The sequence below is a fragment of the Polaromonas sp. CG_23.6 genome (assembly GCF_029892315.1).
Taxonomy (GTDB): domain Bacteria; phylum Pseudomonadota; class Gammaproteobacteria; order Burkholderiales; family Burkholderiaceae_C; genus Polaromonas.
In genome coordinates, this window is the sequence record NZ_JARXUY010000001.1 from 1,423,963 (window position 1) to 1,448,064 (window position 24,102).

The following is a 24,102-nucleotide window of genomic DNA, read 5'->3' on the forward strand; positions in this document are numbered from 1 at the left end:
CTGACCAGACAGGGGAAAGTGTCTACCTGACCCCACACAAGGACCGGTCGTGATGCGAATCCGTCGCCTGAAGCAGGCCGCCCTTGTGCTGGCAGCGCTGGTGCTGCTGTATGCGGCAGCCGGATTCCTGTTGATGCCCTGGCTGATCGAACACCGGCTTGCCCCCTGGCTGCAGCAACGGCTGGGGCAAAGCGTCTCGGTAGGCACTGTGCGCGTCAACCCCTTTTTGCTGACCCTTTCTATGCGCGACGTTCGCATTGAGGGCCCGCATGACAGCCCGGTGGTCGCTTTTGACCAGTTGTCCACCGACATGGCCTGGGCCGGCTTGTTTCGCCGCACCTGGACGCTGGACACGCTGGCGCTCCAGGGCTTGCAGGTGCATCTGGTGCGTGAACCCGATGGCCGCCTGAACCTGGCCGAACTCGCGCAGCGCCTTGCCGGCCATGACGGCAAACCCGGCGAGGGTGCGCAGGCGGCGGTCCTGCACCAGCTTGACGTGTCGCAGGCCCGTCTGGTCTTTACCGACCTCACCGGCGACCAGCCGGTCAGCGCGACCATCGCGCCACTCAGCCTGCAGGCGACCGGACTGTCCAACATGGCCAATCAGCGCGCCACTTACAGCGTGAAAGCCACACTGCCGGACGAGGGTGCGCTGGACTGGCGCGGCGAAGCCGTATTGCAGCCGGCGCTGCAAACAACCGGCGATGTGCAGTTGCGCGGGCTGCAGGCGGGCGCGCTGTGGCCGTTTCTGCACGGGCAACTTGGCCTGTCCGAAGTGCATGCCCGCGCCGACCTGTCGGCCCGTTATGCCTACGGCGCCGGCCAGTCTTTGCAATTGCAGGACATGGCCTTGGACCTGAGCGACGTGCTGATGGCCCGCGCCGGTGAGGACGGCCGGCTGCTGGCCATCAAGCGGATCACCGCTGGCGGCGGCAGCCTGGACTTTGCGCGTCGCACGGCCGCGCTGCAGACGCTTGCGTTCGACGGCGGCGAAACCACCGTGGCCCTGGCACCTGACGGCCGCATGAACTGGGCGCTGGGCGTGCCATCGCCTGCCCGCCAGGTTGAACCCGCCGGGCAGGCCCAACAAACTGAGCCGGCCGTACCGGACTGGACATTGGAAGTGGCGGCGCTGCGCATCGACCAGGTCGGTGTGCATTACCGCGACCGCCGCAAGTCTCTCCTGGCCCTGGACATTGGCGAGCTGTCTGGCTCGCTGCAGCTTTCGCTGGCCGGCGGCGCGGCGACCCGGGTGCAGGCCAGTGGCATCGATGCCCGGCTGCAGCAGACGACGTTGCAGACGCCCGGTGCGCTGCAGGCCGGGCTGACCCTGGCCTCGGCCCGCCTGGAGCAGGGCCAGTTCAACCTGCAGGACCAGCGGCTGACGGCCCGGCAACTCAGCCTGGACGACGGGCAGGTGTCGCTGGTGCGGTCTCAGGACGTGTCGAGCGCGCAGACCGGCCCGCCCGGCGCCGGCGGTGTTGGCAGCCGCACGGCGGTTGCCGCGCCCAGCCTGTGGACCCATGCCAGTGCGCAGGCTGGCGCATTGATAAAAACTCTGAACCACTCCAGGCAGGGCGGTATCGGCCCCCAGGCGCTGCAACCGGCGGCTGCACAGTCCCTTGGCGGTGCCGGGAATTCTTCAGGTGATGCAAAGGCTGCAGGCGCGTCCTGGACGTTCCAGGTGGACAGCCTGCGGCTCAACCGTATCGGCGCGCAGATGACCGACCGCAGCCGCCCCACGCCGCTGGTGCTGCGGGCTGGGGCCATCGACGGCCATGCCCGTTTGCGTCTCATGCTGGGCGCAAGCACCCCGCAGCTTGCGCTGGAGGACTTGAATGCGCAGCTCCAACAACTCGAACTGGCCCCGTCCGGCATTGGCCAGCCGTCGTTTGCCCTGGCATTCGCATCCCTGGCAGGAGGGCGTCTGGACCTGGCCGCCCAGCGCGTCGGCGCCAGCGAACTGGTCTTGAAGGGCGGTGCGGCAAGCCTCGTGCGGCATGCCGATGGCCGGCTTGCATTGCCCGGGCTGCCGGCACCGGCTACCCCAATGGGTGAGGGTTTGAATTCTCCGTCCGTGGCGCCCGCATCGGCCTCGCCTTCTCCTTCAGGCGCGGCCAGCTGGCAGTACGACCTGGGCCTGGTCAGGCTCGAATCCCTGGAGGTAAAGCTGGCCGACCGCAGTTTCACACCACCGCTGGCTGTGGGCGTCACGCTGCAGGCCAGCGCAAAAAACGTTGCCAGCGACCGTGCGGCCACGTTCGACGCGACCATGTCCCTGGCATCGGGCGGAACAGCGCGTGCCAGCGGCAAGGTTGCTCCTGGCGCCGCCAATGTGCAGGCGCAAGTCGAAGTGACCGGGCTTGCGCTGGCGCCGCTGCAGCCGCTGCTGGCGAAGTTTGCCGCGCTCGACATCCGTTCGGGTGCTGTTTCGGCTTCCTCCGGCTTGCGCTACCAGGGCGGAGCGCCGGCTGTGCTGCAAGCGCAGGGGCGTGTGGGCATAGCCAACCTGCTGGTCAACGAAGCAGGATCGGATCAACGTTTCTTGTCATGGAAGCAACTCGATGCCGAAAGCGTCGCCTTTGACCTGGCTTCGCGCCGTTTCACGGTGCAGGAGGTGACGGTGAACGCACCGGGCGCGAAGATCGAGATTGCCAAGGACCGCAGTGTGAACCTGGCGAAGGTGTTCAGGCGTGACCCGCCAGCGCGCCCGCAGTCCGGACCCGCAGACATGCAGCCGAAGGCGGCCGCCAACCCGCCTTGGGATCTGCGCGTCGAGCGGGTGCGGCTGCAAGGCGGCGAGGTGGACTACGCCGACCTCAGTCTGGTGTTGCCTTTTTCCACCACGGTCAAGGCGCTGGACGGCACGGTGATCGGCATCTCGAACGACAAGTCGCGCCGAGCCGACATCCAGGCCAGCGGCACGATCGAGCCCTATGGATCCGCCAGCGTCAATGGCAGCATCACGCCCTTCGCGCCGGCACAGTTCACTGACCTGCATGTGCTGTTCAACAATGTCCTGGTGCCGCCGCTTTCTCCGTACACGGCCACTTTTGCGGGCCGCAAGGTGGAGTCCGGGAAATTGTGGCTTGACCTGCAATACAAGGTGGCCGGTGGCGAGCTCCAGGGCGAAAACTCGATCCGTCTGGCGGACTTCACGCTGGGCGAGCGCGTCAATGCGCCGAGCGCCATCAGCGTGCCGCTCGACCTTGCCGTGGCGCTCCTCACTGATGCCAAAGGCGAGATCCGTTTGTCCGTACCGGTGCGCGGCAACCTGGACAACCCGAGTTTCAACGTTGGCAGCGCTGTCAGGCAGGCGCTGGGCAATGTGCTGCAACGCCTCGTGACTGCGCCTTTCCGGGCACTCGGCCGTCTGTTTGGCGGCAATGCCGAATCGCTCGAAGCCATCGACTTTACGCCCGGCAGTGCCGCCCTGCGGCCTGAGCAGCGGGAAAAACTCGATGCCCTGACCCGCGCTTTGCAGGAACGCCCGCGCCTGCAACTCGTGGTGAGCGCGCCGTATGATCCCCAAACCGATGCGCTTGCCTTGCAGCGCGAGCAGGCCACGCGCGAGCTTGCCAAAACCCTTGGCCGCAAACTGGAAGCGAACCAAGACCCCGGTCCAATCGCCTATGACGACCCGGCGACACGGCGCGTGCTGGAGCAGATGTTCGGGGCGCAGACAGGCGCGGATGCTGTGCGTCAGCTCGACAGCGATTTCTCAGGCGCTAACGACGCCAGCCGCAAGCGCTACGAGGCGATGTTTGAAAAAATCACGGCCACCCGGGCGCTGGACGAAAGCGCCACGCAAAGGCTCGCAGCCCAGCGTGCGCAGACCATTGCCGACTACCTGGTGCAGCAGGGCATTGCGCGGGAGCGGGTGCAGACGGGCCGCATCACTGCCGTGCAGGATGGCAGTGCCGGTGACGTGAGCGCGAAGCTCCTGATCGCTGCTGCTGGTGCGACGGGCTGAGCTGCTGACCAGGACGACGCCTGCAAGGCAATATGGCGTTTTCTGAACCTGGTGCCCCCAGCTTCATTTGCCCAGGCGGGACATTTTGCAACTCGTGCCATCCAAATCAATACTTCACAGGACCCGCAGCACACGCTCGCGCAACCCTATTTGGCCGGGCCGGGCAGCACCGCATCGGCGGTGGCGCCGATGGCTGAGCCGGCAATGCGCGCCGTGCCAATGACGGCGCTGGCTGCCAGCCCGACCGTGCCCACTGCCACCGAGGCCACGGTGTCAACGACGGCGACCACCGCGCAGCCCGGCAAGGCAAATGCCGGCAGGCTGATCAATGCGCAGGTACCCAGACGGGCAAGAAAGGACGACAAAGCAGTCATGGACGACTTCCGTTTGGATTCGGCTGGCAGGGTGGTGCGTGAAGCGTGGGGCTGGCGGCTCAATGAATCCGCATGCCCGGCGCTGCGCCCGGCAGCGGCTCCAGCACGTAGATGCCGGGCTGGGCTTTTTCGTCGGCATGGCTGGCGGCCAGCACCATGCCTTCGCTGATGCCGAACTTCATCTTGCGCGGGGCAAGGTTGGCAACCAGCACCGTGTGCTTGCCGATCAGGTCTTCAGGCTTGTAGCTCGACGCAATGCCGCTGAAGACATTGCGCATCCGGCCTTCGCCCGCGTCCAGCGTCAGGCGCAGCAGCTTGACCGAGCCTTCCACCGCTTCGCAATTGACAATTTTTGCGATGCGCAAGTCCACTTTCGCAAAGTCGTCGATGGTGATGGCAGGGGCAATGGCCTCGCCGCCTGGAGCTATGTTTTCAATAGCTTCCAATGCCGGTGTGTCCTGCGCTGGAGGCTCAAACAGTGCCTCAAGCTGCTTGACATCGACGCGCTGCATCAGGTGCTTGTAGTCGCCGATGGTGTGGCCCTTGCCGAGGCGGGTGGCGGCGTCGGCAAAGGTCAGCGGCGCGATGCCCAAAAAGACTTCGACCTGCGCGGCCAGCGCGGGCAGCACGGGCTTGAGGAAGAGCGTCAGCAGCCGGAAGGCCTCGATGCAGACGGTGCAGACATCGATCAGCCGCGCCTCCATGCCTTCCTTCTTGGCCAGTTCCCACGGCTTGTTCTGGTCCACATAGGCGTTGACCAGGTCGGCCAGCAGCATGACTTCGCGCTGTGCCTTGGCGTATTCGCGGGCTTCGTACAGTAATTCGATGGCGCCGGACTGGGCGCGCAGGCCGTCCAGCAGGGCGGCGCCGTCGCCAGAGACGTCGCCCAGCCGGCCGGCAAAGCGCTTGCTGATGAACCCCGCCGCGCGGCTGGCAATGTTGATGAACTTGCCCACCAGGTCGCTGTTCACCCGCGCCATGAAGTCGTCGGCATTGAAGTCGATGTCTTCATTCTTGGCATTGAGCTTGGCGGCCAGGTAATAGCGCAGCCATTCCGGGTTCATGCCCAGGCTCAGGTACTTCAGCGGGTCCAGGCCGGTGCCCCGGCTCTTGCTCATTTTTTCGCCATTGTTCACCGTCAGGAAGCCGTGGACGAAGATGTTGTCGGGCGTCTTGCGGCCGCTGAACTTCAGCATCGCCGGCCAGAACAGCGTGTGGAAGGTGACGATGTCCTTGCCGATGAAGTGGTACTGCTCCAGGCGCGGGTCGGCCATGTAATCGTCGTAGCTCTCGCCGCGCTTCGTCAGCAAATCTTTCAGCGACGCCAGGTAGCCAATCGGCGCGTCCAGCCAGACATAAAAGTATTTGCCCGGCGCGTCCGGAATCTCGATGCCAAAGTACGGTGCGTCGCGGCTGATGTCCCAGTCGCCCAGGCCTTCGCTCTGCGTGCCGTCGGCATTGGTGCGAACGGTGAACCATTCCTTGACCTTGTTGGCGACTTCAGGCTGCAGCTTGCCGTCCTGCGTCCAGCCTTCCAGAAAGTCCACGCATCGCGGGTCCGACAGCTTGAAGAAAAAATGCTCCGAGCTTTTGAGCATCGGCACCGCGCCCGACAGCGCCGAATACGGCTTGATGAGGTCGGTCGGCGCATACACCGCGCCGCAAACCTCGCAGTTGTCGCCGTACTGGTCCTTGCTGTGGCACTTCGGGCATTCGCCCTTGATGAAGCGGTCGGGCAGGAACATGTTCTTTTCCGGGTCAAAGAACTGCTCGATGGTCTTGGTCTCGATCAGCGAGCCCTGCGCGTTGTCACGCAGGTCGCGGTAGATCTGCCGGGCCAGTTCATGGTTTTCCGGCGAATCGGTCGAGCTCCAGTTGTCAAAGGCAATGTGAAAGCCGTCCAGATAAGGCTTGCGGCCGGCGGCGATGTCGGCCACGAACTGCTGCGGCGTCTTCCCGGCCTTTTCGGCGGCAATCATGATGGGTGCGCCGTGGGCGTCGTCGGCGCCGACGAAGTTGACCGCATGGCCCTGCATGCGCTGGAAACGTACCCAGATGTCGGCCTGGATGTATTCCATGATGTGGCCGATGTGGAAATTGCCGTTGGCGTAGGGCAGGGCGGTGGTAACAAACAGGCGGCGCTGGGACATAGGATGTGCTTTTGACGGTGGAGGGCTGATTTTCGATTTTAAGGGGCGGCTCCGGCTTGGGTGCCATCCGCACCGCCGGGGTTTGGTGTTTTACAAGCCAAAAAGGGCTATTGCGCCTGCTGTGCCTTCGAGTACAGCTATAAAATAAATAGCAATTTGCATGCCCCTAGCGAATATTGGCCAGCGCGGCGGCGTTAGACTCCGTGTCAACCCCCCGCAACCCGCAGGCTTTCCTGAAAAAAGCAGCAGCCTGCCTTGTCCGAATTACATGGAGATTTTCCCGATGGCTGTAGAACAACAGGCAATTCTGAACGCACTGCAAACCGTGCTCGACCCCAACACCGGCAAAGATTTTGTCACCACCAAGGCGCTGAGAAACCTGCAGGTCAGCGGCGACGATGTGGCGTTCGATGTCGAACTTGGCTACCCGGCCAAAAGCCAGATCGCCGGCCTGCGCAAAAGCCTGATTGCCGCCGTCAAGGGTGTCGCCGGCGTCGGCAATGTGTCGGTCAATGTCACCGTGAAAATTGCCAGCCACAGCGTGCAGCGCGGCGTGCAACTGCTGCCGAATGTGAAGAACATCATTGCCGTGGCGTCGGGCAAGGGCGGCGTCGGCAAAAGCACCACCGCCGTGAACCTGGCGCTGGCGCTGGCTGCCGAAGGCGCGGCCGTCGGCCTGCTGGATGCCGACATCTACGGCCCGAGCGTGCCGATGATGATGGGCATCGAGGGCCGGCCTGAAAGCGTGGATGGCAAGAACATGGAGCCGATGGAAAACTACGGCCTGCAGGTCATGTCCATCGGTTTCCTGGTCGCACAGGATGAAGCCATGATCTGGCGCGGCCCCATGGCGACGCAGGCGCTGGAGCAATTGCTGCGCCAGACCAACTGGAAAGACCTGGACTACCTGATCGTTGACATGCCGCCCGGCACCGGCGACATCCAGCTCACGCTGAGCCAGCGCGTGCCCATGACCGGCGCGGTCATCGTCACCACGCCGCAAGACATTGCGCTGTTAGATGCCAAGAAGGGCATCAAGATGTTCGAAAAGGTCGGCGTGCCGATCCTGGGCATTGTCGAGAACATGGCGGTGCACATCTGCAGCCAGTGCGGCCATGCCGAACATATCTTTGGCGAAGGCGGCGGCAAGAAGATGGCTGCCGACTACAACATGGACTACCTCGGCGCGCTGCCGCTGGACATCAAGATCCGCCTGCAGGCCGACAGCGGCATGCCCACCGTGGTGGCCGACCCCGACGGCGACGTGGCCGGCATTTACAAGGCCGTGGCGCGCAAGGTGGCGATTACTGTGGCCGCCAAGGCGAAGGACTTCTCGGCCAAGTTCCCGAGCATCACGATTTCCAAAAATACCTGAGCCGCATGCATTGAAAAGTTGCAGGTCCATGAAGGACGCTGCTTTTTTCATCGCGTTCCTGCAGGTCCGTCTGTGAGCGGACCTGAAATTGTCAAAATGGGGTCACCGTTTTCGAGCATGATGAGCAGACAAGCTGGACTTTAAGGGTTATCCACTACGTACCAAGTTCAAGGGCAAAGCGCAAGGGTAAAGTCGAGCTGTCAAATCGACAATCGGCCTCGAATGGGTCCTGTCGCTGGATTTTTGCTTTGGTATTTGATATCAAGTGCCATTTTTCCCTAAGGACTGTTTCATGCTCATCCGGACCATTTATGTCAGTCGCGCCAGTTCTCCCCTGCCGCTGGAACTCAAGGAAATTCTGGCTGTTTCCCGAAAGAACAATCCTCTACGGGGCGTCAGCGGCGCCATGTGTTTTCTGGACAGCGTTTACCTGCAGTTTCTGGAAGGCGACGCCGCAATCGTTGACGCGCTGTATCAGAAAATTGAAAAAGATTCGCGTCATAGCGAAGTCAAAATGCTGGTCCACGAGCCGATTGCACAGCGTGAATACCCGAAATGGTCCATGGCGCTGTTGACCTGGAACGATGAGATGAAGGCTATTTTCAGCCGGTTCAACCCGAACAGCGCGTGCGATCTGTACATGGCTGATCCGGCTACTGTCGCGGCCCTGCTGCGCGAATGGGCAGGCACGAACAACTGGATGACCGTCTAGCCGTTCAGCTTCGCCTTTACAGCCGTCAAAGCCTTGGCGCCAGTCAGCCTTTACATTGTCGAATGCCTTGCGGGCGCTGCGTTTGGGCGCGGCGATGCGCCGGGGAACTGAGTTTTCAGGTGACTTGGTGGGGGCTTGGCTGCCGTGGAGGCTGCAAAAAGTGCCATCCCATTAGACTGGTATCCGTAAAAACCCTGTACCGGGGCAACTCTAACGGAGAAAAATCATGCAAAGAACCGCTTTGGTGGTGGGTGCCAGCGGCATCGGCGGCAGCAGCGTCGCACGCGAACTGATCGCCAACGGATGGCTCACTTACGGGCTTGCACGGCAGCCGAAACACGACGTGGCGGGCTTGCGCCCGGTGGCGGCGGACCTGCTCGACCCCGCCAGCCTGGCGGCCGCGCTGCAAGACGTGGCGCCGACCCATGTGTTCATCACGACCTGGATGCGCCGCGCGACAGAGGCCGAGAACATCAAGGTCAATGCCGCCATGGTGCGCAACCTCCTGACGGCGCTGGGGCCCCGCAAAACCTTGCGCCATGTGGCGCTGGTCACGGGCCTGAAGCATTACCTGGGCCCGTTCGATGCGTATGCGACGTCCGGCACGCTGCCGGACACGCCCTTGCGTGAAAGCCAGCCGCGCCTGCCGGTCGAGAATTTTTATTACGCGCAGGAAGACGAGGTCTATGCAGCGGCCTGGCGCGACCGTTTTACCTGGAGCATTCATCGCCCGCATACCGTGATCGGCCGGGCGGTCGGCAATGCGATGAACCTGGGCACCACGCTGGCCGTCTATGCGTCGATCTGCAAGGAAACCGGGCGGGCGTTCCAGTTCCCGGGTTCGGCAGCGCAATGGAACGGGCTGTCGGACGTCACCGACGCGCGGATGCTGGCCAAACAACTGGTCTGGGCGGCCGACACGGACGCCGCGCGCAACGAGGCCTTCAACATCGCCAATGGCGACCTGTTCCGCTGGAGCTGGCTGTGGGGCAGGCTGGCCGAATGGTTCGGCGTGCCGGCGGCGGGCTTCACCGGCAGCGTTCAGCCGCTCGAAGCCATCATGGCCAACGACCATGCGCTGTGGCGCGAGATGGCGCAACGCCACGGCCTGGCCGAGGCGGCGCTGGACCGCCTGGCGTCCCCCTGGCACACCGACCTGGATTTGGGCCGCCCGCTGGAGGTGATGACCGACATGGCGCGGAGCCGAAAGCTCGGCTTCGCGGCCTACCAGGCCACGGACGAGTCATTTTTCGACCTGTTTGCCCAGCTGCGGGCCGAGCGGCTGATTCCGTAGCCAGCCTGCAGCGGCGGTGCGCCAGACGCCGCCGCTGCAGGCTGCGTTTGAATTCGTGATTTATTCATCAAATATAGCTCTGGCCCAATACTGACGGGCGCGAGCAGCTACTAATTTTGTAGCAGCTGGTCGTACCGGAAAAAGCAATCCCCGAATTGCCCGGCGGGGCCGACTCCGCCACCAGACGCACCCACCTGCTGTGGCGGCCCTGGTGCGCGCATGGGCAGGCACGAACAAGGGGATGACCTTCTGGCCGTTCCGCTTCGCCTTTGCAGCCGCCCCGAGCTGTTGCGCCAGTCGCCCGTTAAGCACTGAACCTCCAGCAGTTGGCGTTAATCCAGTGCGTGGTCACGTCTGGCGTCATCTTCGTCACGCTGCCGCAGGACATCGCGCTGACCAATGCCAGGAAGGGCATTCTTCAGTGAAGGCCGAGGCAAGAAAGCGCAAAAAAACATTTTTACAACCCGCATGAGGGGAAACCCTGTTCTTCAAGTCATATAGATGATTTATATTTGTATGGCAGATCAATGCTGCCGCGACTTTCAAATTCAGGGGCCCCGGTCCCTCGATTGCTTATTCATTCAAGGAGAATTTCAGTGATCCATTGCGTATTGCACGAAGAAAAAGACAGCGTGGCTGTCGTTGTCGTTGAAGGTATTCAGGCCGGTCAGGACATGACGGCCCTGATCCTGGACGATGACCGCACCATCACCATCAAGGCCAATGCGGCCATCCCGATTGGCCATAAGGTGGCGGTCAAAAGCATGGCCGAAGGCGACACCGTCATCAAGTACGGCACCGATATCGGCAAGGTTGTGGCGGCGATCGCGGTCGGCGACCACGCCCACGTGCACAACATCAAGACCAAGCGCTGGTAAATCAGCTGCCACCCGTCCGCCCATTCAATTCCATCCAAGGCTTTCTCTCATGTCCATCATCGACAAAAACACGACTTTCTGGGGCTACCGCCGCGAAAACGGCCGCGTCGGCGTGCGCAACCACGTCATCATCCTGCCGCTGGACGACCTGTCCAACGCTGCAGCCGAAGCCGTTGCCCATGCGGTCAAGGGCACCATGGCGATTCCGCATCCCTATGGCCGCCTGCAATTCGGCGCCGACCTCGAACTGCATTTCCGCACGCTGATTGGCGCCGGTTCCAACCCGAACGTCGCCGCCGTGGTGGTGATCGGCATCGAGGACAGCTGGACCAAAAAGGTGGTGGACGGCATTGCCGCCACGGGCAAACCGGTGGTTGGCTTTGGCATTGAGGGCCATGGCGACCATGAAACCATCATGCGCGCTTCGCAGGCTGCCAAGAAGATGATCCAGCACGCCACGAGCAAGTTTCGCGTCGAATGCCCGATTGCCGACCTGTGGGTGTCGACCAAGTGCGGTGAATCCGACACGACGTCGGGCTGCGGCGCCAACCCGACGGTGGGCAATGCCTTTGACAAGCTGTACGACCTGGGCACCACGCTGGTGTTCGGCGAAACCTCCGAGCTGACCGGGGGCGAACACCTGGTGGCCGCGCGCTGCCGCACCGACAAGGTCCGCACCGACTTCATGAAGATGTTCGACGACTACCAGGCCATGATCAAGCGCCACGCCACGACCGACCTGTCGGACTCGCAGCCAACCAAGGGCAACATTGCCGGCGGCCTGACGACCATCGAGGAAAAAGCGCTGGGCAACATCCAGAAAATCGGCAAGAAATGCATGGTCGACGGCGTGCTCGACAAGGCCGAGACCCCTGACAAGCCGGGCCTGTGGTTCATGGACTCGTCGTCTGCCGCTGCTGAAATGGTCACGCTGTGCGCGGCTTCGGGTTTTGCCGTGCACCTGTTCCCCACCGGCCAGGGCAACGTCATCGGCAATGCCATCGTGCCGGTCATCAAGATCTGCGCCAACCCGCGCACCGTGCGCCTGATGAGCGAACACATCGACGTGGACTGCTCGGGCCTGCTGCAGCGCGAACTGACCATGGACGATGCCGGCGACGCGCTGCTCGACATGATGATGCAGACCGTCAATGGCCGCTTCACCTCGGCCGAAGCGCTGGGACACCGTGAATTCGTCATGACCCGACTGTTCGAGAGCGCGTGACATAGCTTCGGGCCATCCCTCCTGCGCGCAAGCGGACACAAGATCCGGGTGCGCAGGTGAACCACCGCAGGCCTGACCCACTGGTTGGGCCGGCGTTCATATCTACCTGGAGACAAGCCATGGCATACCGCTTTCGCACCACACTGATCACCGTCGCCGTTGCCCTCGCGGCACCGCTGACTTTCGCCGCCGGTTATCCGGACAAGACCATCAACTACATCATCCCCTACGGACCAGGCGGCGAATCCGACATCTCCGCCCGGCTTCAGGAGTCGGTGTTCAAGAAATTAACCGGCCAGGGCCTGGCGATCCAGTACAAGGCAGGCGCCGGCGGTGCCGCCGCCTGGTCCCAGCTCAACGGCATGACGGCCGATGGCTACACGGTGATGGGCACCAACCTGCCGCACATCGTGCTGCAGCCGCTGGAAAAAGACGTTGGCTACAAGACCGATGACCTCACCACGGTGTTCTGGTTTCATTTCACGCCCGACGCTTTGCTGGTGCCCGCCGACAGCCCCATCAAGAACCTGAAGGATTACATTCAGGCGGCGAAGAAGTCGCCGGGCGCGACCACGCTGTCGGGCTCGGGCACGAACTCGGCCAACCATCTGGCGCAGCGCCAGTTCGACAAGATGGCGGGCATCAAGACCACCTACATCCCGTTTGGCGGCACAGGCGCCTCCAACACCGCGCTGCTGGGCAAGCAGGTCAGCGGCAGCTGGGGCTACACCTCGGTGCAGATGTCGCTCGGCAACCAGGTCCGCTGCCTGGCGGTGGCGATGGAGCAACGCCATCCCCAGTTGCCGGACTGTCCGACCTTCAAGGAGGAGGGGTTCAATCTGGTCGGTGGTGCGTACCGCGGCGTAGCGGTACCCAAGTCCACACCGGTCGACATCCAGAACAAGCTTGCGGCCGATCTGGCCAAGGTCAATGCCGACCCGGAATTCATCCGCAAGATGGAAGAAAGCGGTTTTGCCATGCTCAACGTCGGTCCGGCCCAGATGGGTGCATTCATGACCGAGGTGAAGGGCCGCTATGGGGCACTGGCCAAGGAAATGGGCATCGTCAAAAAGTAACACCGCCAGGCCCGGCGCCGGATGAACCCTGCGCCGCACCCCTGGATGCCGGTTTATTTTTGTTTCCTGAACCAGTCCGTAGAGGAGTTCCATGGGCAGTCTTGACTACTTGCTGGCGGCGCTGACGCCGCTCAATCTGTTGCTGGCATTGGGCGGCGTCTTTGCCGGCACCGTCATCGGCGCCTTGCCGGGCCTGACCGCCACCATGGCGGTGGCCGTGCTGGTGCCGTTCACATTCACCATGGCGCCGGCCGCCGCGCTGATTGCACTCGGGGCGATCTACACCGGCGCGATCTATGGCGGTGCCTACGCTGCGGTGCTGCTCAACACGCCGGGCACGCCGTCATCGATTGCCACCACATTCGACGGTTACCCGATGGCACGCAACGGCGATGGCGACCTGGCCCTGACGCTGGCCTGCCTGTCTTCGGTCGCCGGGGGCCTGGTGGGGGCTGCCTTTTTGCTGGTGATGGCGCCGCCCATGGCCACCGTGGCCCTGAAGTTCGGGCCTGTCGAGTATTTCTGGCTGGGGTTGTTCGGCCTCACGCTGATCGCCTCGCTCGGCGAAGGCAGCACCATCAAGGGCTTGATTGGCGGCGGCCTCGGGCTGCTGCTGTCAATGGTCGGTGTGGCCGAGGTCGGCGGCGACATCCGTTACGTGGGCGAGTTCAAATCCCTGCTGGGCGGCATCGACGTGGTGTCGGCGCTGATCGGGCTGTACTGCATACCGGTGCTGATCGATCTGGTAGCCACACCGGTGGCGCACCTGAAGACCGGCTCGCAGGTCGCCAGTTTCAGGCTGAAGGAAGCCGTCGGCATCATCAAGCGCTCCAAGTTCAACCTGGTGCGCAGTTCCATCATCGGCACTGTGGTCGGCATTCTGCCGGGCGCGGGCGGCTCCATCGCCTCGCTGGTGTCGTATTCGGAAGCGAAACGCTCATCCCCCCGAAGCGAAAACTTCGGCAAAGGTGAGCCCGACGGCCTCGTGGCGACCGAGTCTGCCAACAACGCCACTGTAGGTGGCGGCTTCATCCCGACACTGGTGCTCGGCATTCCCGGCACACCACCGGACGCGATCATTCTGGGTGCGCTCTTGGTGCAGGGCATCCGGACCGGCCCCACCCTGTTCACCGAACAGGCGCCGATCGTCTACACCTTCATATGGGGGTTGATCCTGGCCACCCTCATCATGCTGCCGGTGGGCTTGCTGGTCGGGCGCTTCGCGTTCCGCTCCATCCTGGCCATTCCCAAGGCGGTGCTGGTGCCCTCGGTGGCGCTGATGACCGTGCTGGGCAGCTATGCGGTGCACAACAACGTGCACGAAGTGCAGCAGATGGTGGTGCTCGGCGTGCTGGCCTGGGGTGTGAGCCGCTTGGGTTTCAGCGCCTCGCCCATCGTGCTCGGCCTGATTCTGGGCTCCATTGCCGAGCGCGGTTATGTGCAGGGCTACCTGATCGGTGGCGCGCGTGGCAGCGTGATGGCCGAATTCTTTGCGCGGCCGATTTCGCTGGCCATTATTTTCTTTATCGTGCTTGGATTGCTGTGGCCCCTGTGGGCGGCGCGGCGGGCGCGCCTCACGGAGGCCAACAATGGCTGAACAACGTCCCGACATTCCAGGCGCCATCGGCAGTGCCCTGATGGTGCTGGTCGGCGCTGGCGCCATCTGGGCTTCGCGCGACTACTCTGACCTGGGCGCCGTGTTCCCGCGCACCGTGGGCGCGCTGCTGGTCATTCTGGGCATCGTCTATATCGTGCTGGTGGTGCTCAAGCGTACCCGGCGTGGCGCAGCGGTCGACGGATCGTCCCTTCGCCGCGCGCTGGTGGCCCTCGTCATGCTGGCCTGGGGCTTCGCGCTTGGCCCCCTGGGTTTTTTGCCTGCAGGTGTAGCGGCGATGGCCGCGTTGCTGCTGATTGCCCACCACGACCGCTGGACACTGCGCACCGCGATGGGCTATAGCTTGTCCGCCGCGACGGTGATCGTCCTGCTGTACGCCCTGTTCAAACACGTGCTGCAGGTGCCCCTGCCTTGAATGCAGCGCCTCTGGCACGAGACGATTTTTTTTATTCAACCAGGCTCAAGAACCCAACATGCAAATAGTGATCTCTGAATTCATGGACGAAAGCGCAGTCGCGCAGTTGCAAGCCCAGCACGATGTGGTGTTTGACCCCACACTGGTCGACGACATGCCGCGCTTGCTGCAACTGGCGCAGACCGCCGACGCGCTCATCGTGCGCAATCGCACCCAGGTGCGCGGCGAATTGCTGGCCGCGCTGGCGCGTTGCAAGGTGATCGGCCGCCTGGGCGTGGGCCTGGACAACATCGACGTGAGCGCCTGCGAAGCACGCGGCATGCAGGTGATCCCTGCCACCGGCGCCAACGCCCTGGCTGTTGCCGAGTATGTGATTGGCACTGCCATGGTGCTGCTGCGCGGCGTTTACCTGTCCAGCGCGGCCGTGGCCAGCGGCACATGGCCGCGACCGGCTTTGTCCAATGGGCGTGAAATCTCCGGTACCTGCCTGGGGCTCGTGGGCTTTGGCGGCATCGGCAGGCTCACCGCCAAACTGGCGCAAGGTCTGGGCATGACCGTCATGGCGCACGACCCGATGCTGGCAGCCGACAACCCGGTCTGGGCCGAAAGCGGTGTGCAATGCGCCTCCTTCGAAGACCTTTTAAGCCAGGCCGATGTCGTCAGCCTGCATGTGCCATTGACACCCGGCACGGCCAACATGCTGTCGGCCGAACGCATTGCAGGCATGAAGCCCGGCGCCATCGTGATCAATACCTCCCGGGGCGGCATTGCCGACGAGCGGGCGGTGGCGGCGGCCTTGCGCGAGAGCCGCCTTGGCGGCGCAGCGTTTGACGTGTTCGAGTCCGAGCCGCTGGGTGCCGGCTCTGCCTGGGAGGGCTGCCCGAATGCCATCCTCACGCCGCATGTGGCCGGTGTCACCGCCGAATCCAATGTGCGCGTCTCCACCCTGATTGCGGCCGCCGTGGCCCGCGCCCTGAAAGCCTGACCCCCATGCTGCACTCGTACGAAGAACTCAACACCCTGGTCCAGGACGCATTGACCCACGCCGGCGCATCGCCCGCCCAGGCCAGTGCCACGGCACTTGCCCTGGTGGCAGCCGAAGCCAGCGGCCTGCCGTCGCATGGCCTGTCACGCGTCACCATGTATGTGGCCCACCTCAAGGCGGGGCGCGTGCTCGGCGATGCCGTGCCGGCGATCAGGAACCAGCGTGCCAGCGCCGTGCTGGTCGATGCTTGTAACGGTTTTGCCTTTCCGGCCTGCCGCCTGGCCATCGACGAAGCGATTGCACGCGCGGCGCAAACCGGCATTGCCATTGCCGCTGTCACCAACAGCCACCATTTCGGCATGGCGTCGTACCACCTGGACGCCGTCGCCAGTGCCGGCATGGTGGGCATTGCCTGCGGCAATTCGCCTGCGGCCATGCCGGCGGCGGGCGGCAAGCGGCCGATTTTCGGCACCAACCCGATCGCCGCCATCTTTCCACGCGAAGGCAGGCACCCGGTCAGCATCGACCTGTCGCTGTCCGAGGTGGCGCGCGGCAAACTGATGGTGGCGGCCAAAAAAGGCGAAGCCATTCCACTGGGCTGGGCACTGGACGCAGACGGCAACCCGACCACCGACCCGAAAAAAGGCCTGGAAGGCTCGATGCTGCCGATGGGCGGCGTGAAGGGGGCGATGCTGGCGCTGATGGTCGAGCTGTTGGTGACCACGCTGACCGGCGCGCATTTTGGCGCCGAAGCCGACACCTTTTTCGTCGATGAAGGCAACCAGCCCCGGCTGGGCCAGGCCTTCATCGTGATTGATCCGGGCGCGCTGGGCGGCACGGCGGTGTACGGCGAGCGGATTGAAGCCCTGCTGGCGGCCATGCTGGTGGACGAGGGCGTGCGGCTTCCCGGGCAACGCCGGTTCGACCTGATGGCCCGGGCCGATGCTTCAGGCATTGACGTGTCCCAGGCGACGCTCGACGCCATCAAGGCCTTGCGCTGAACGCGAAACCAGGGCTTTTACAATCGCCCTGTGCCAGCACCGTCTTCAGGATTTGTTGTCCTCCCCGGACGCACAAAGTGCTGGCTTGAGTAGCAATCAACCCGTGAACAAGGCCTTATCGTGAACAAAAAAGCAGCCAGCCCAGAGCCTTCCGCTCTTTGGACTTCATGAGCACCTGCCCGGGGGGGTGTCGCCTTGCCAGGGTCGCCACTGGCGCCCCGCTGAGTGGCAAATTCGCAATGGCTTCCAGCGGCAAGCCTTGACCATGCTTTACCGTCAAGTCAAGCGGCAGTTGATTGCAGATATTCAGTCCGGTGCTGCCGCGCCCGGTGTGGCGCTGCCCAATGAAACCGAGCTTGCCCGGCGTTTTGAAGTGTCCATCGGCACCGTGCGGCGTGCCGTGGATGAGCTGGTGGCCGAGCATGTGCTGGTGCGCCAGCAGGGACGCGGCACCTTTGTCGGCAAGCTGGACCGCGAGCGCTTCTTGTTTCATTTTTTCAAGATCGCCGGACGTGACGGCGTCAGCGAATTTCCGGAGGTGCGCCTGCAGTCGTTCACCCGGTCCCGCGCCACGCGGGAAGAAGCGCAGGCACTGGGCCTGCATGGCACGCAGTCGGTGTTTTGCATTGACAACGTGCTGCTGCTCAAGGGCCGGCCCGTCATTCATGACCATGTCGTCATCGCCACGACCATGTTTCCCGGCTTGACCCAAGACCTTTTCAACACACGCAACTCCACCATTTACGGGCTTTACCAGTCTGCCTTTGGCATCACGATCGTTGAGGCCGACGAACGGGTGCGCGCCGAGCTGCTCAGCCTTGAAAGTGCCCGATTGCTCGGCCTGCCTGCCGGCATGCCGGTGCTGCGCATCGAACGCGTGGCCTACACCTTTGACCGCAAGCCCGCCGAATTCCGTATTTCCGTGGTCGACACGCGCGATGTTGACTATGTGTCGCGCATGCGCGACGCCGCTTGATCCAAACTTCCAGAACTGCCTTTGACCGCTTCAAGCGCAGTGGCAGCCAGACACCAGGCGGCACAGCCGGGCGCTGGGCAATGCAGCAAAAACAGCCACGCCATAGTCATCCACAGCGGGGCACTCACAAAATTCCAGCCCATCCCGATTGGCACAAAGGCCAGTATCCAGGCCATGCCGACAGCCCGTTTTTACTGAAAGGAGCATGAAACATGGCGAAAAAAAGAGTGGTGAGCCAGTTCGGCATGGGCACGTCGATTCGCAGCCTCGATTACACCGAAGCGGCGGCGCGGGCCATTCGCGATGCGCTGTGGCACAACTCGCTGAATGTGGCCGAAGCCTTTGGTTTCCCCCGCGAGGCAATGATCATCGACGTCGAGATCGGGGTGCAGCAGCCGGACGCGGTGGACATTGACGCGCTGCTGAAGGTTTTCCCCTACGGCCAGCCGAGCATCACCGTGGTCAAGGGCGGGCTCGACATCCCCAAGCCGGGTGGCGACAGCATCAGTGTCATGGCCCATGCGGCCATCCTCGTTTCCTTTGACATGGAGCCGGCAAATGGCTGAAAAACGCATCATTCTCGAAATGGGCACGGGCAACGACCTGTATGGCGGCGACTACACCAAGGCGGCCTGCCGTGCAGTGCATGACGCGCTGCACCACTCGTCCATCGTGCTGTTCAGGTCGCTCGGTTATGACCACCGCGACATGCGCGTGCAGGTCACCATCGGCGTGCAGCAACCGGACAAGGTGGACCTGGCCGTCGTTGCCGCCGAACTGCCGCGCGGGCGGGCTGAAGTCACGGCGGTTTTCGGCGGACTGGACGTGCATGACCCCGAGCAGCAAACCACCCACGTGATCGCCAGCGCCGCGATTGAGGCCTTTTTGCCTATTGAGGCTGCCGACTGGCGCTTGAGCGGCGCGAACTGAGATTCGTTTTTGCCTGCCCCCGCGCGGCGTTGCTGTTCCACTGTTCAAGCCTGCTTGGCACACGGGTCCATGACAGGGTTCGCCAGCTTTTCAGCCGGCCGATCATTGGCCGATTGAATTGCCCCAGAAAAAAAATTCGATTTGACGTGGTGGCCATTGACCGCCACAGTGGCGCATGAACCTTTCCAGCCAAAAAACCGCCGTCCAGGCCATTCCCCTCGCCACGGTTGACCAGTTGCGCGAGCGCATCCGCCGCAAGAGCCAGCTCAAGGGCCGGCAGGCTGATGACGCTTCGCTGGAAGAAGTTCGCGCGCTGGTGGGGCCGCGCCCGACCGAAGGCCACCGCCGCGACCTGCTGATCGAATACCTGCATTTGCTCAACGACGCCTACCGCTGCCTGCACGACCGGCACCTGGTGGCTCTGGCCAGGGAAATGAAACTCTCGATGGCCGAGGTCTACGAGGTGGCAACGTTCTACCACCACTTCGAAGTCGTCAAGGGCGACGTCAGCGGCGATGGACAGGCGCCTGGCTTGACTGTGCGCGTGTGCGACGGGCTGAGCTGCGAGATGGCCGGCGCGCAAGCGTTGCTGGCGGGACTGCCGGCGCTGCTGGCCGCGCAGGACGTGCGCGTGCTGGCCGCGCCGTGCATCGGGCGCTGCGAGCAGGCACCGGTGGCGGTGGTGCACCAGACGCCGGTGCCGTTTGCCACGCTTGAAGCCGTAATTCATGCATCAAAAATGCCTCTGGCGCAATATCAACGGTCACAAGCAGCTATCAATTTCGTAGTGGCTGACTGGGTGGAAAAAAGCATTCCCGAACTGCCTGGCACGACCGACTACGCCACCTACCGCGCTCACGGCGGCTATGCGCTGGCAGCAAGGCTGGCGAACGGGGAAGAGGACGCTGAGCGCGTGCTGCACGCCATGGAAAACTCCGGCCTGCGCGGCCTGGGCGGCGCGGGTTTTCCGGCCGGACGCAAGTGGCGCATCGTGCAGGGCTACAGCGCGCCGCGCCTGATGGCGGTGAACATCGACGAGGGCGAGCCCGGCACCTTCAAGGACCGAACTTACCTGGAACGCGACCCGCACCGCTTTCTCGAAGGCATGCTGATCGCCGCGCAGGTGGTGGGCATTGCCGCCTGCTACATCTATTTGCGCGACGAATACCACGACTGCCGCGCGCTGCTGCAGGCCGAAATCGCCAAGCTGCAGGCCGACCCGCCATTTCCCTTGCCGCTGATCGAGTTGCGCCGGGGTGCGGGCGCCTACATCTGCGGCGAAGAGTCCGCCATGTTGGAGAGCGTCGAGGGCAAGCGCGGCGAACCCCGCATGCGCCCGCCCTATATTGCCGAAGTGGGCCTGTTTGGCCGGCCCACGCTGGAGCACAACTTTGAAACGCTGTACTGGGTGCGCGACATTGCCGAGAAGGGTGCCGACTGGTTCAGCAGCTTTGGCCGCAACGGCCGCAAGGGACTGCGCAGTTTCAGCGTCAGCGGACGGGTAAAACAACCCGGCGTCAAGCTGGCGCCGGCCGGCATCACCGCGCAGGAGTTGATCGACGAATACTGCGGCGGCATGGCGGACGGCCATCAGTTTTATGCCTACTTGCCGGGCGGCGCCTCGGGCGGGATTTTTCCGGCCAGCCATGCGCATGTGCCGCTGGACTTCGACACCCTGCAGCCGCACGGCGGCTTCATCGGCTCGGCCGCTGTCATCGTGCTCGGCCAGCACGACAAGGCGCGTGACGCGGCGCTGAACATGATGCGGTTTTTTGCCAGCGAAAGTTGCGGCCAGTGCACGCCGTGCCGCGTCGGCACGGCAAAGGCCGCCAAGCTGATGCAAGCGCCGCTGTGGGACCACGCCACGCTGGAAGATTTGAACAGCGTGATGACCGATGCGTCGATTTGCGGCCTGGGTCAGGCCGCGCCCAACCCGGTGCGCTGCGTTCAAAAATACTTTTCTCATGAGGTGGCCTGAATGAATGCACGCGCCCAAGCCGATGAAGTTGCGCTGCCCACCATCGCCTTCACACTCGACCATGAAACCCTTCACGCTTTCCCGGGCGAAACCATCCTCAAGGCCGCCGAACGCCACGGCGTGAATATTCCGCGACTTTGCTACCAGGACGGCCTGCGCCCCGACGGCAACTGCCGCGCCTGCGTGGTCGAAATTGCCGGCGAGCGCACGCTGGCGCCGAGTTGCTGCCGCAGTGTGACGGCGGGCATGGAGGTACAGGCCCGCAGCGATCGCGCCGTGAAAAGCCAGAAGATGGTGCTGGAAATGCTGCTGTCGGACATGCCGGATGCGGGCTACAAGTGGATTGAAACGGATGAGTCGCTGCAGCACGGTGAACTCAGCGAATGGGCTTCGCGAATGGGTGTCACGGTCCGCCCCGAGCTCAAGGCGCTGCGCCGCGAGCAACCCCGGGCCGACCTGTCGCACCCCGCCATGGCCGTGAACCTCGACGCCTGCATCCAGTGCAACCGCTGCGTGCGTGCCTGCCGCGAGGAACAGGTCAACGACGTGATTGGCTTTGCCCTGCGCAGCGCGCACAGCGCCATCGTGTTCGACCTGGACGACCCGATGGGCGACAGCAGCTGCGTGGCCTGCGGCGAATGCGTGCAGGCCTGCCCGACCGGCGCGCTCATGCCCAAGACGCAGGTCGGCTCGCAAATCGTCGACAAAAAGGTCGATTCGGTCTGCCCGTTCTGCGGCGTCGGCTGCCTGCTGACCTACCACGTGAAAGACAACCAGATCACCAGCGTCGAAGGCCGCGACGGCCCGGCGAACCACAGCCGCTTGTGCGTGAAGGGCCGCTTCGGCTTTGACTACGCGCACAGCCCGCAGCGCCTGACGGTGCCGCTGATCCGCAAGACCGGTGTCGCCAAAGACCCTGCAGCGCTGCAAACGCTCAACCGTGACACCGCTGACTGGTCCGAGGTCTTCCGTGAAGCGACGTGGGACGAAGCGCTGGCGCTGTCCACCGGCGCGCTTAAAACCCTGCGCGACACAAAGGGCAAGAAGTCGCTTGCCGGCTTCGGCTCGGCCAAGGGCAGCAACGAGGAAGCCTACCTGTTCCAGAAGCTGGTGCGCACCGGCTTTGGCAGCAACAACGTGGACCATTGCACCCGGCTGTGCCATGCGTCGAGCGTGGCGGCGCTGCTGGAAGGCGTGGGTTCCGCAGCGGTCAGCAACCAGGTGCATGACGTGGAAAACGCCGGGCTGATTTTCATCATTGGCTCGAACCCGACAGGCAATCACCCGGTGGCGGCGACCTGGATGAAGAACGCCGCCCAAAAGGGCACAAAGATCGTGCTGGCCGACCCGCGCGTCACCGACATTGGCCGCCACGCCTGGCGCACGCTGCAGTTCAAGGCCGACACCGACGTGGCGATGCTCAATGCGCTGATCTACACGGTGATCGACGAGGGGCTGACCGACATGGCGTTCATCGAGGAACGCGCCAGCAATTACGAAGCGCTGCGTGCCAATGTGCAGGGCTACAGCCCCGAGGCGATGGCGCCGATCTGCGGCATTCCAGCGGCCACGCTGCGCGAGGTCGCGCGTGAATTCGCCCGCGCCAGGGGCGCGATGATCCTGTGGGGCATGGGCATCAGCCAGCATGTCCACGGCACCGACAACGCGCGCTGCCTGATCGCGCTTTGCGCCGTCACCGGCCAGATCGGCAAGCCCGGCTCGGGCCTGCATCCGCTGCGCGGCCAGAACAATGTGCAGGGCGCCAGCGACGCCGGGCTGATTCCGATGATGTACCCGAACTACCAGCGCGTGAGCAGCCCGGCTGCGCATGCATGGTTTGAAGATTTTTGGGGTATGACGCTCGATGACCAGCCCGGCTACACCGTGGTCGAGATCATGCACAAGATCCTGGCGCCCGACGCCGACCCGCACAAGGTGCGCGGCATGTACATCATGGGTGAAAACCCGGCCATGAGCGATCCCGACCTGAACCATGCGCGCCACGCGCTGGCCAGCCTGGAGCACCTGGTGGTGCAGGACATCTTCATGACCGAAACCGCCTGGCTGGCCGACGTGGTGCTGCCCGCCACCGCCTGGCCCGAGAAAACCGGCACGGTGACCAACACCGACCGCATGGTGCAGCTCGGCCAGCAGGCGATTGAGCCGCCCGGCGATGCCCGGGCCGACCTGTGGATCGTCCAGCAGATGGCCGCCGGCATGGGGCTGGTCTGGCAGTACGAGGGTGGGCACCACGGCGTTGCAGCGGTGTACGAAGAAATGCGCCAAGCCATGCACAGCGCCATCGCCGGCATCACCTGGGAGCGCCTGCAGCGTGAATCCAGCGTGACCTACCCCTGCCTGAACGCCGATGACCCCGGTGCGCCCACCGTGTTCATCGACCGCTTCGACACCGAAGACGGCCGCGTGCAACTGGTGCCCGCTGACATCATTCCGGCCAACGAACGGCCCGATGCCGATTACCCGTTTGTGCTCATCACCGGCCGCCAGCTTGAGCACTGGCACACCGGCAGCATGACGCGCCGCGCCAGCGTACTTGACGCCATCGAGCCGATGGCAACAGCTTCGTTGTGCGGCGCAGATTTGTTGAAGCTCGGCGTGCAGGCGGGCGAAGTCATCACCGTGCTGTCACGCCGGGGCGAAGTGGCCATCCACGTGCGCCGCGACGACGGCACGCCGTCCGGCGCGGTGTTCATCCCGTTTGCCTACTACGAAGCAGCGGCGAACCTGATGACGAACGCCGCGCTTGACCCGTTCGGCAAGATTCCGGAGTTCAAGTATTGCGCCGTGGCCATCAGGCGCGGGGGCGCAGTGGCCAAGTTGGCAGGCTATGAGCAGACGGCGGCTAAAAGGTGGTTTTGACTCAGGTGCAGGGTCCCGCAAAGGCGTGGCGTGATTCTGTACAGCGAGGAGGAAAAAGCGTTATGGCATTTATGTTTCATGGCAGCGCCCACACACGTCCCTGAAAAATCAAACGCCGCAGGAGCTTCACAAGACGTCAAGCGGCGGCGCGATGGTCGTGGATAAGGACCCGACCCAAGAAAGACTCTCGGTTGTGCTGCGCTCCAGTAAGAGGGGGCTGGGTTCGAGGAGGCCAGGCGTCAGCAACACCAAATGCAAAAACCGG

18 protein-coding genes are annotated in these 24,102 nt (G+C 63.6%); 16 read left to right on the plus strand and 2 right to left on the minus strand.

Translation table 11 applies throughout. The annotated features are described in order from the left end of the window. Positions 1-52: 52 nt before the first annotated feature. Positions 53-3,973: a DUF748 domain-containing protein gene (locus H4V98_RS06775; protein WP_196861528.1), complete on the plus strand. Its 3,921-nt coding sequence runs from the start codon at positions 53-55 to the stop codon at positions 3,971-3,973. 146 nt (positions 3,974-4,119) lie between these two features. Here the strand turns inward: H4V98_RS06775 and H4V98_RS06780 are convergent, their stop codons facing one another. Together H4V98_RS06780 and metG are read right to left on the minus strand one after the other, a co-directional pair. Next, positions 4,120-4,347 carry a hypothetical protein gene (locus H4V98_RS06780; RefSeq protein WP_280757360.1) on the minus strand — a complete coding sequence of 76 codons (228 nt, stop codon included), beginning with the start codon at positions 4,345-4,347 and terminating at the stop codon, positions 4,120-4,122. 59 nt (positions 4,348-4,406) lie between these two features. Then, positions 4,407-6,497: a methionine--tRNA ligase gene (gene metG / locus H4V98_RS06785; RefSeq protein WP_196861530.1), complete on the minus strand. Its 2,091-nt coding sequence runs from the start codon at positions 6,495-6,497 to the stop codon at positions 4,407-4,409. A 283-nt stretch (positions 6,498-6,780) separates the two neighbouring features. On the opposite strand from metG, the gene apbC reads away from it, so the two are divergent. The 15 genes from apbC (at position 6,781) to fdhF (ending at position 23,837) form a co-directional block, all read left to right on the plus strand. After that, on the plus strand, positions 6,781-7,872 hold the full coding sequence (apbC, locus tag H4V98_RS06790) for an iron-sulfur cluster carrier protein ApbC (protein WP_196861531.1): 1,092 nt from the start codon (positions 6,781-6,783) through the stop codon (positions 7,870-7,872). 292 nt (positions 7,873-8,164) lie between these two features. Then, complete coding sequence (locus H4V98_RS06795; RefSeq protein ID WP_196861532.1) at positions 8,165-8,584, plus strand: BLUF domain-containing protein; 420 nt, start codon at positions 8,165-8,167, stop codon at positions 8,582-8,584. A 226-nt stretch (positions 8,585-8,810) separates the two neighbouring features. Beyond that, positions 8,811-9,878, plus strand: coding sequence for an SDR family oxidoreductase (locus H4V98_RS06800; RefSeq protein ID WP_196861533.1), 1,068 nt, complete (start codon positions 8,811-8,813; stop codon positions 9,876-9,878). Between the two features lie 596 nt (positions 9,879-10,474). Then, positions 10,475-10,756 (plus strand): UxaA family hydrolase, encoded by a 282-nt coding sequence (locus H4V98_RS06805; protein ID WP_196861534.1) that lies wholly within the window; start codon positions 10,475-10,477, stop codon positions 10,754-10,756. Positions 10,757-10,805: 49 nt separating this feature from the next. Continuing rightward, complete coding sequence (locus H4V98_RS06810) at positions 10,806-11,981, plus strand: UxaA family hydrolase (RefSeq protein ID WP_196861535.1); 1,176 nt, start codon at positions 10,806-10,808, stop codon at positions 11,979-11,981. Between the two features lie 119 nt (positions 11,982-12,100). Further along, positions 12,101-13,057, plus strand: a complete 957-nt coding sequence (locus H4V98_RS06815) for a tripartite tricarboxylate transporter substrate binding protein (RefSeq protein WP_196861536.1) — start codon at positions 12,101-12,103, stop codon at positions 13,055-13,057. Positions 13,058-13,148: 91 nt separating this feature from the next. Then, positions 13,149-14,654, plus strand: coding sequence for a tripartite tricarboxylate transporter permease (locus H4V98_RS06820; protein ID WP_196861537.1), 1,506 nt, complete (start codon positions 13,149-13,151; stop codon positions 14,652-14,654). Further along, on the plus strand, positions 14,647-15,087 hold the full coding sequence (locus H4V98_RS06825) for a tripartite tricarboxylate transporter TctB family protein (RefSeq protein ID WP_196861538.1): 441 nt from the start codon (positions 14,647-14,649) through the stop codon (positions 15,085-15,087). Before H4V98_RS06820 ends, H4V98_RS06825 begins: the two co-directional genes overlap by 8 nt. Positions 15,088-15,145: 58 nt before the next feature. Further along, on the plus strand, positions 15,146-16,072 hold the full coding sequence (locus H4V98_RS06830; RefSeq protein WP_196861539.1) for a hydroxyacid dehydrogenase: 927 nt from the start codon (positions 15,146-15,148) through the stop codon (positions 16,070-16,072). 5 nt (positions 16,073-16,077) lie between these two features. After that, positions 16,078-17,073, plus strand: coding sequence for an Ldh family oxidoreductase (locus H4V98_RS06835; RefSeq protein WP_196861540.1), 996 nt, complete (start codon positions 16,078-16,080; stop codon positions 17,071-17,073). Between the two features lie 265 nt (positions 17,074-17,338). After that, entirely contained in the window at positions 17,339-18,049 is a 711-nt protein-coding gene (locus tag H4V98_RS06840; protein WP_196861541.1) for a GntR family transcriptional regulator, read from the plus strand. 212 nt (positions 18,050-18,261) lie between these two features. Then, positions 18,262-18,615, plus strand: coding sequence for a Lin0512 family protein (locus H4V98_RS06845; RefSeq protein WP_196861542.1), 354 nt, complete (start codon positions 18,262-18,264; stop codon positions 18,613-18,615). After that, on the plus strand, positions 18,608-18,979 hold the full coding sequence (locus H4V98_RS06850) for a Lin0512 family protein (RefSeq protein ID WP_196861543.1): 372 nt from the start codon (positions 18,608-18,610) through the stop codon (positions 18,977-18,979). Before H4V98_RS06845 ends, H4V98_RS06850 begins: the two co-directional genes overlap by 8 nt. Before the next feature lie 175 nt (positions 18,980-19,154). Further along, positions 19,155-20,957 carry an NADH-ubiquinone oxidoreductase-F iron-sulfur binding region domain-containing protein gene (locus tag H4V98_RS06855; protein WP_196861544.1) on the plus strand — a complete coding sequence of 601 codons (1,803 nt, stop codon included), beginning with the start codon at positions 19,155-19,157 and terminating at the stop codon, positions 20,955-20,957. Beyond that, positions 20,958-23,837 (plus strand): formate dehydrogenase subunit alpha, encoded by a 2,880-nt coding sequence (gene fdhF, locus H4V98_RS06860; protein ID WP_196861545.1) that lies wholly within the window; start codon positions 20,958-20,960, stop codon positions 23,835-23,837. The last annotated feature ends 265 nt before the right edge of the window (positions 23,838-24,102 follow it).

Excerpts from the sequence above, each read along its gene's own strand:
- H4V98_RS06775 (WP_196861528.1), top strand. The coding sequence starts at position 53 with ATGCGAATCCGTCGCCTGAAGCAGGCCGCCCTTGTGCTGGCAGCGCTG.
- apbC (WP_196861531.1), top strand. The coding sequence starts at position 6,781 with ATGGCTGTAGAACAACAGGCAATTCTGAACGCACTGCAAACCGTGCTC.
- H4V98_RS06820 (WP_196861537.1), top strand. The coding sequence starts at position 13,149 with ATGGGCAGTCTTGACTACTTGCTGGCGGCGCTGACGCCGCTCAATCTG.
- H4V98_RS06800 (WP_196861533.1), top strand. The coding sequence starts at position 8,811 with ATGCAAAGAACCGCTTTGGTGGTGGGTGCCAGCGGCATCGGCGGCAGC.
- metG (WP_196861530.1), bottom strand. The coding sequence starts at position 6,497 with ATGTCCCAGCGCCGCCTGTTTGTTACCACCGCCCTGCCCTACGCCAAC.
- H4V98_RS06810 (WP_196861535.1), top strand. The coding sequence starts at position 10,806 with ATGTCCATCATCGACAAAAACACGACTTTCTGGGGCTACCGCCGCGAA.
- H4V98_RS06850 (WP_196861543.1), top strand. The coding sequence starts at position 18,608 with ATGGCTGAAAAACGCATCATTCTCGAAATGGGCACGGGCAACGACCTG.
- H4V98_RS06840 (WP_196861541.1), top strand. The coding sequence starts at position 17,339 with ATGCTTTACCGTCAAGTCAAGCGGCAGTTGATTGCAGATATTCAGTCC.
- H4V98_RS06830 (WP_196861539.1), top strand. The coding sequence starts at position 15,146 with ATGCAAATAGTGATCTCTGAATTCATGGACGAAAGCGCAGTCGCGCAG.
- H4V98_RS06855 (WP_196861544.1), top strand. The coding sequence starts at position 19,155 with ATGAACCTTTCCAGCCAAAAAACCGCCGTCCAGGCCATTCCCCTCGCC.
- H4V98_RS06780 (WP_280757360.1), bottom strand. The coding sequence starts at position 4,347 with ATGACTGCTTTGTCGTCCTTTCTTGCCCGTCTGGGTACCTGCGCATTG.
- H4V98_RS06795 (WP_196861532.1), top strand. The coding sequence starts at position 8,165 with ATGCTCATCCGGACCATTTATGTCAGTCGCGCCAGTTCTCCCCTGCCG.
- fdhF (WP_196861545.1), top strand. The coding sequence starts at position 20,958 with ATGAATGCACGCGCCCAAGCCGATGAAGTTGCGCTGCCCACCATCGCC.
- H4V98_RS06845 (WP_196861542.1), top strand. The coding sequence starts at position 18,262 with ATGGCGAAAAAAAGAGTGGTGAGCCAGTTCGGCATGGGCACGTCGATT.
- H4V98_RS06825 (WP_196861538.1), top strand. The coding sequence starts at position 14,647 with ATGGCTGAACAACGTCCCGACATTCCAGGCGCCATCGGCAGTGCCCTG.
- H4V98_RS06815 (WP_196861536.1), top strand. The coding sequence starts at position 12,101 with ATGGCATACCGCTTTCGCACCACACTGATCACCGTCGCCGTTGCCCTC.
- H4V98_RS06835 (WP_196861540.1), top strand. The coding sequence starts at position 16,078 with ATGCTGCACTCGTACGAAGAACTCAACACCCTGGTCCAGGACGCATTG.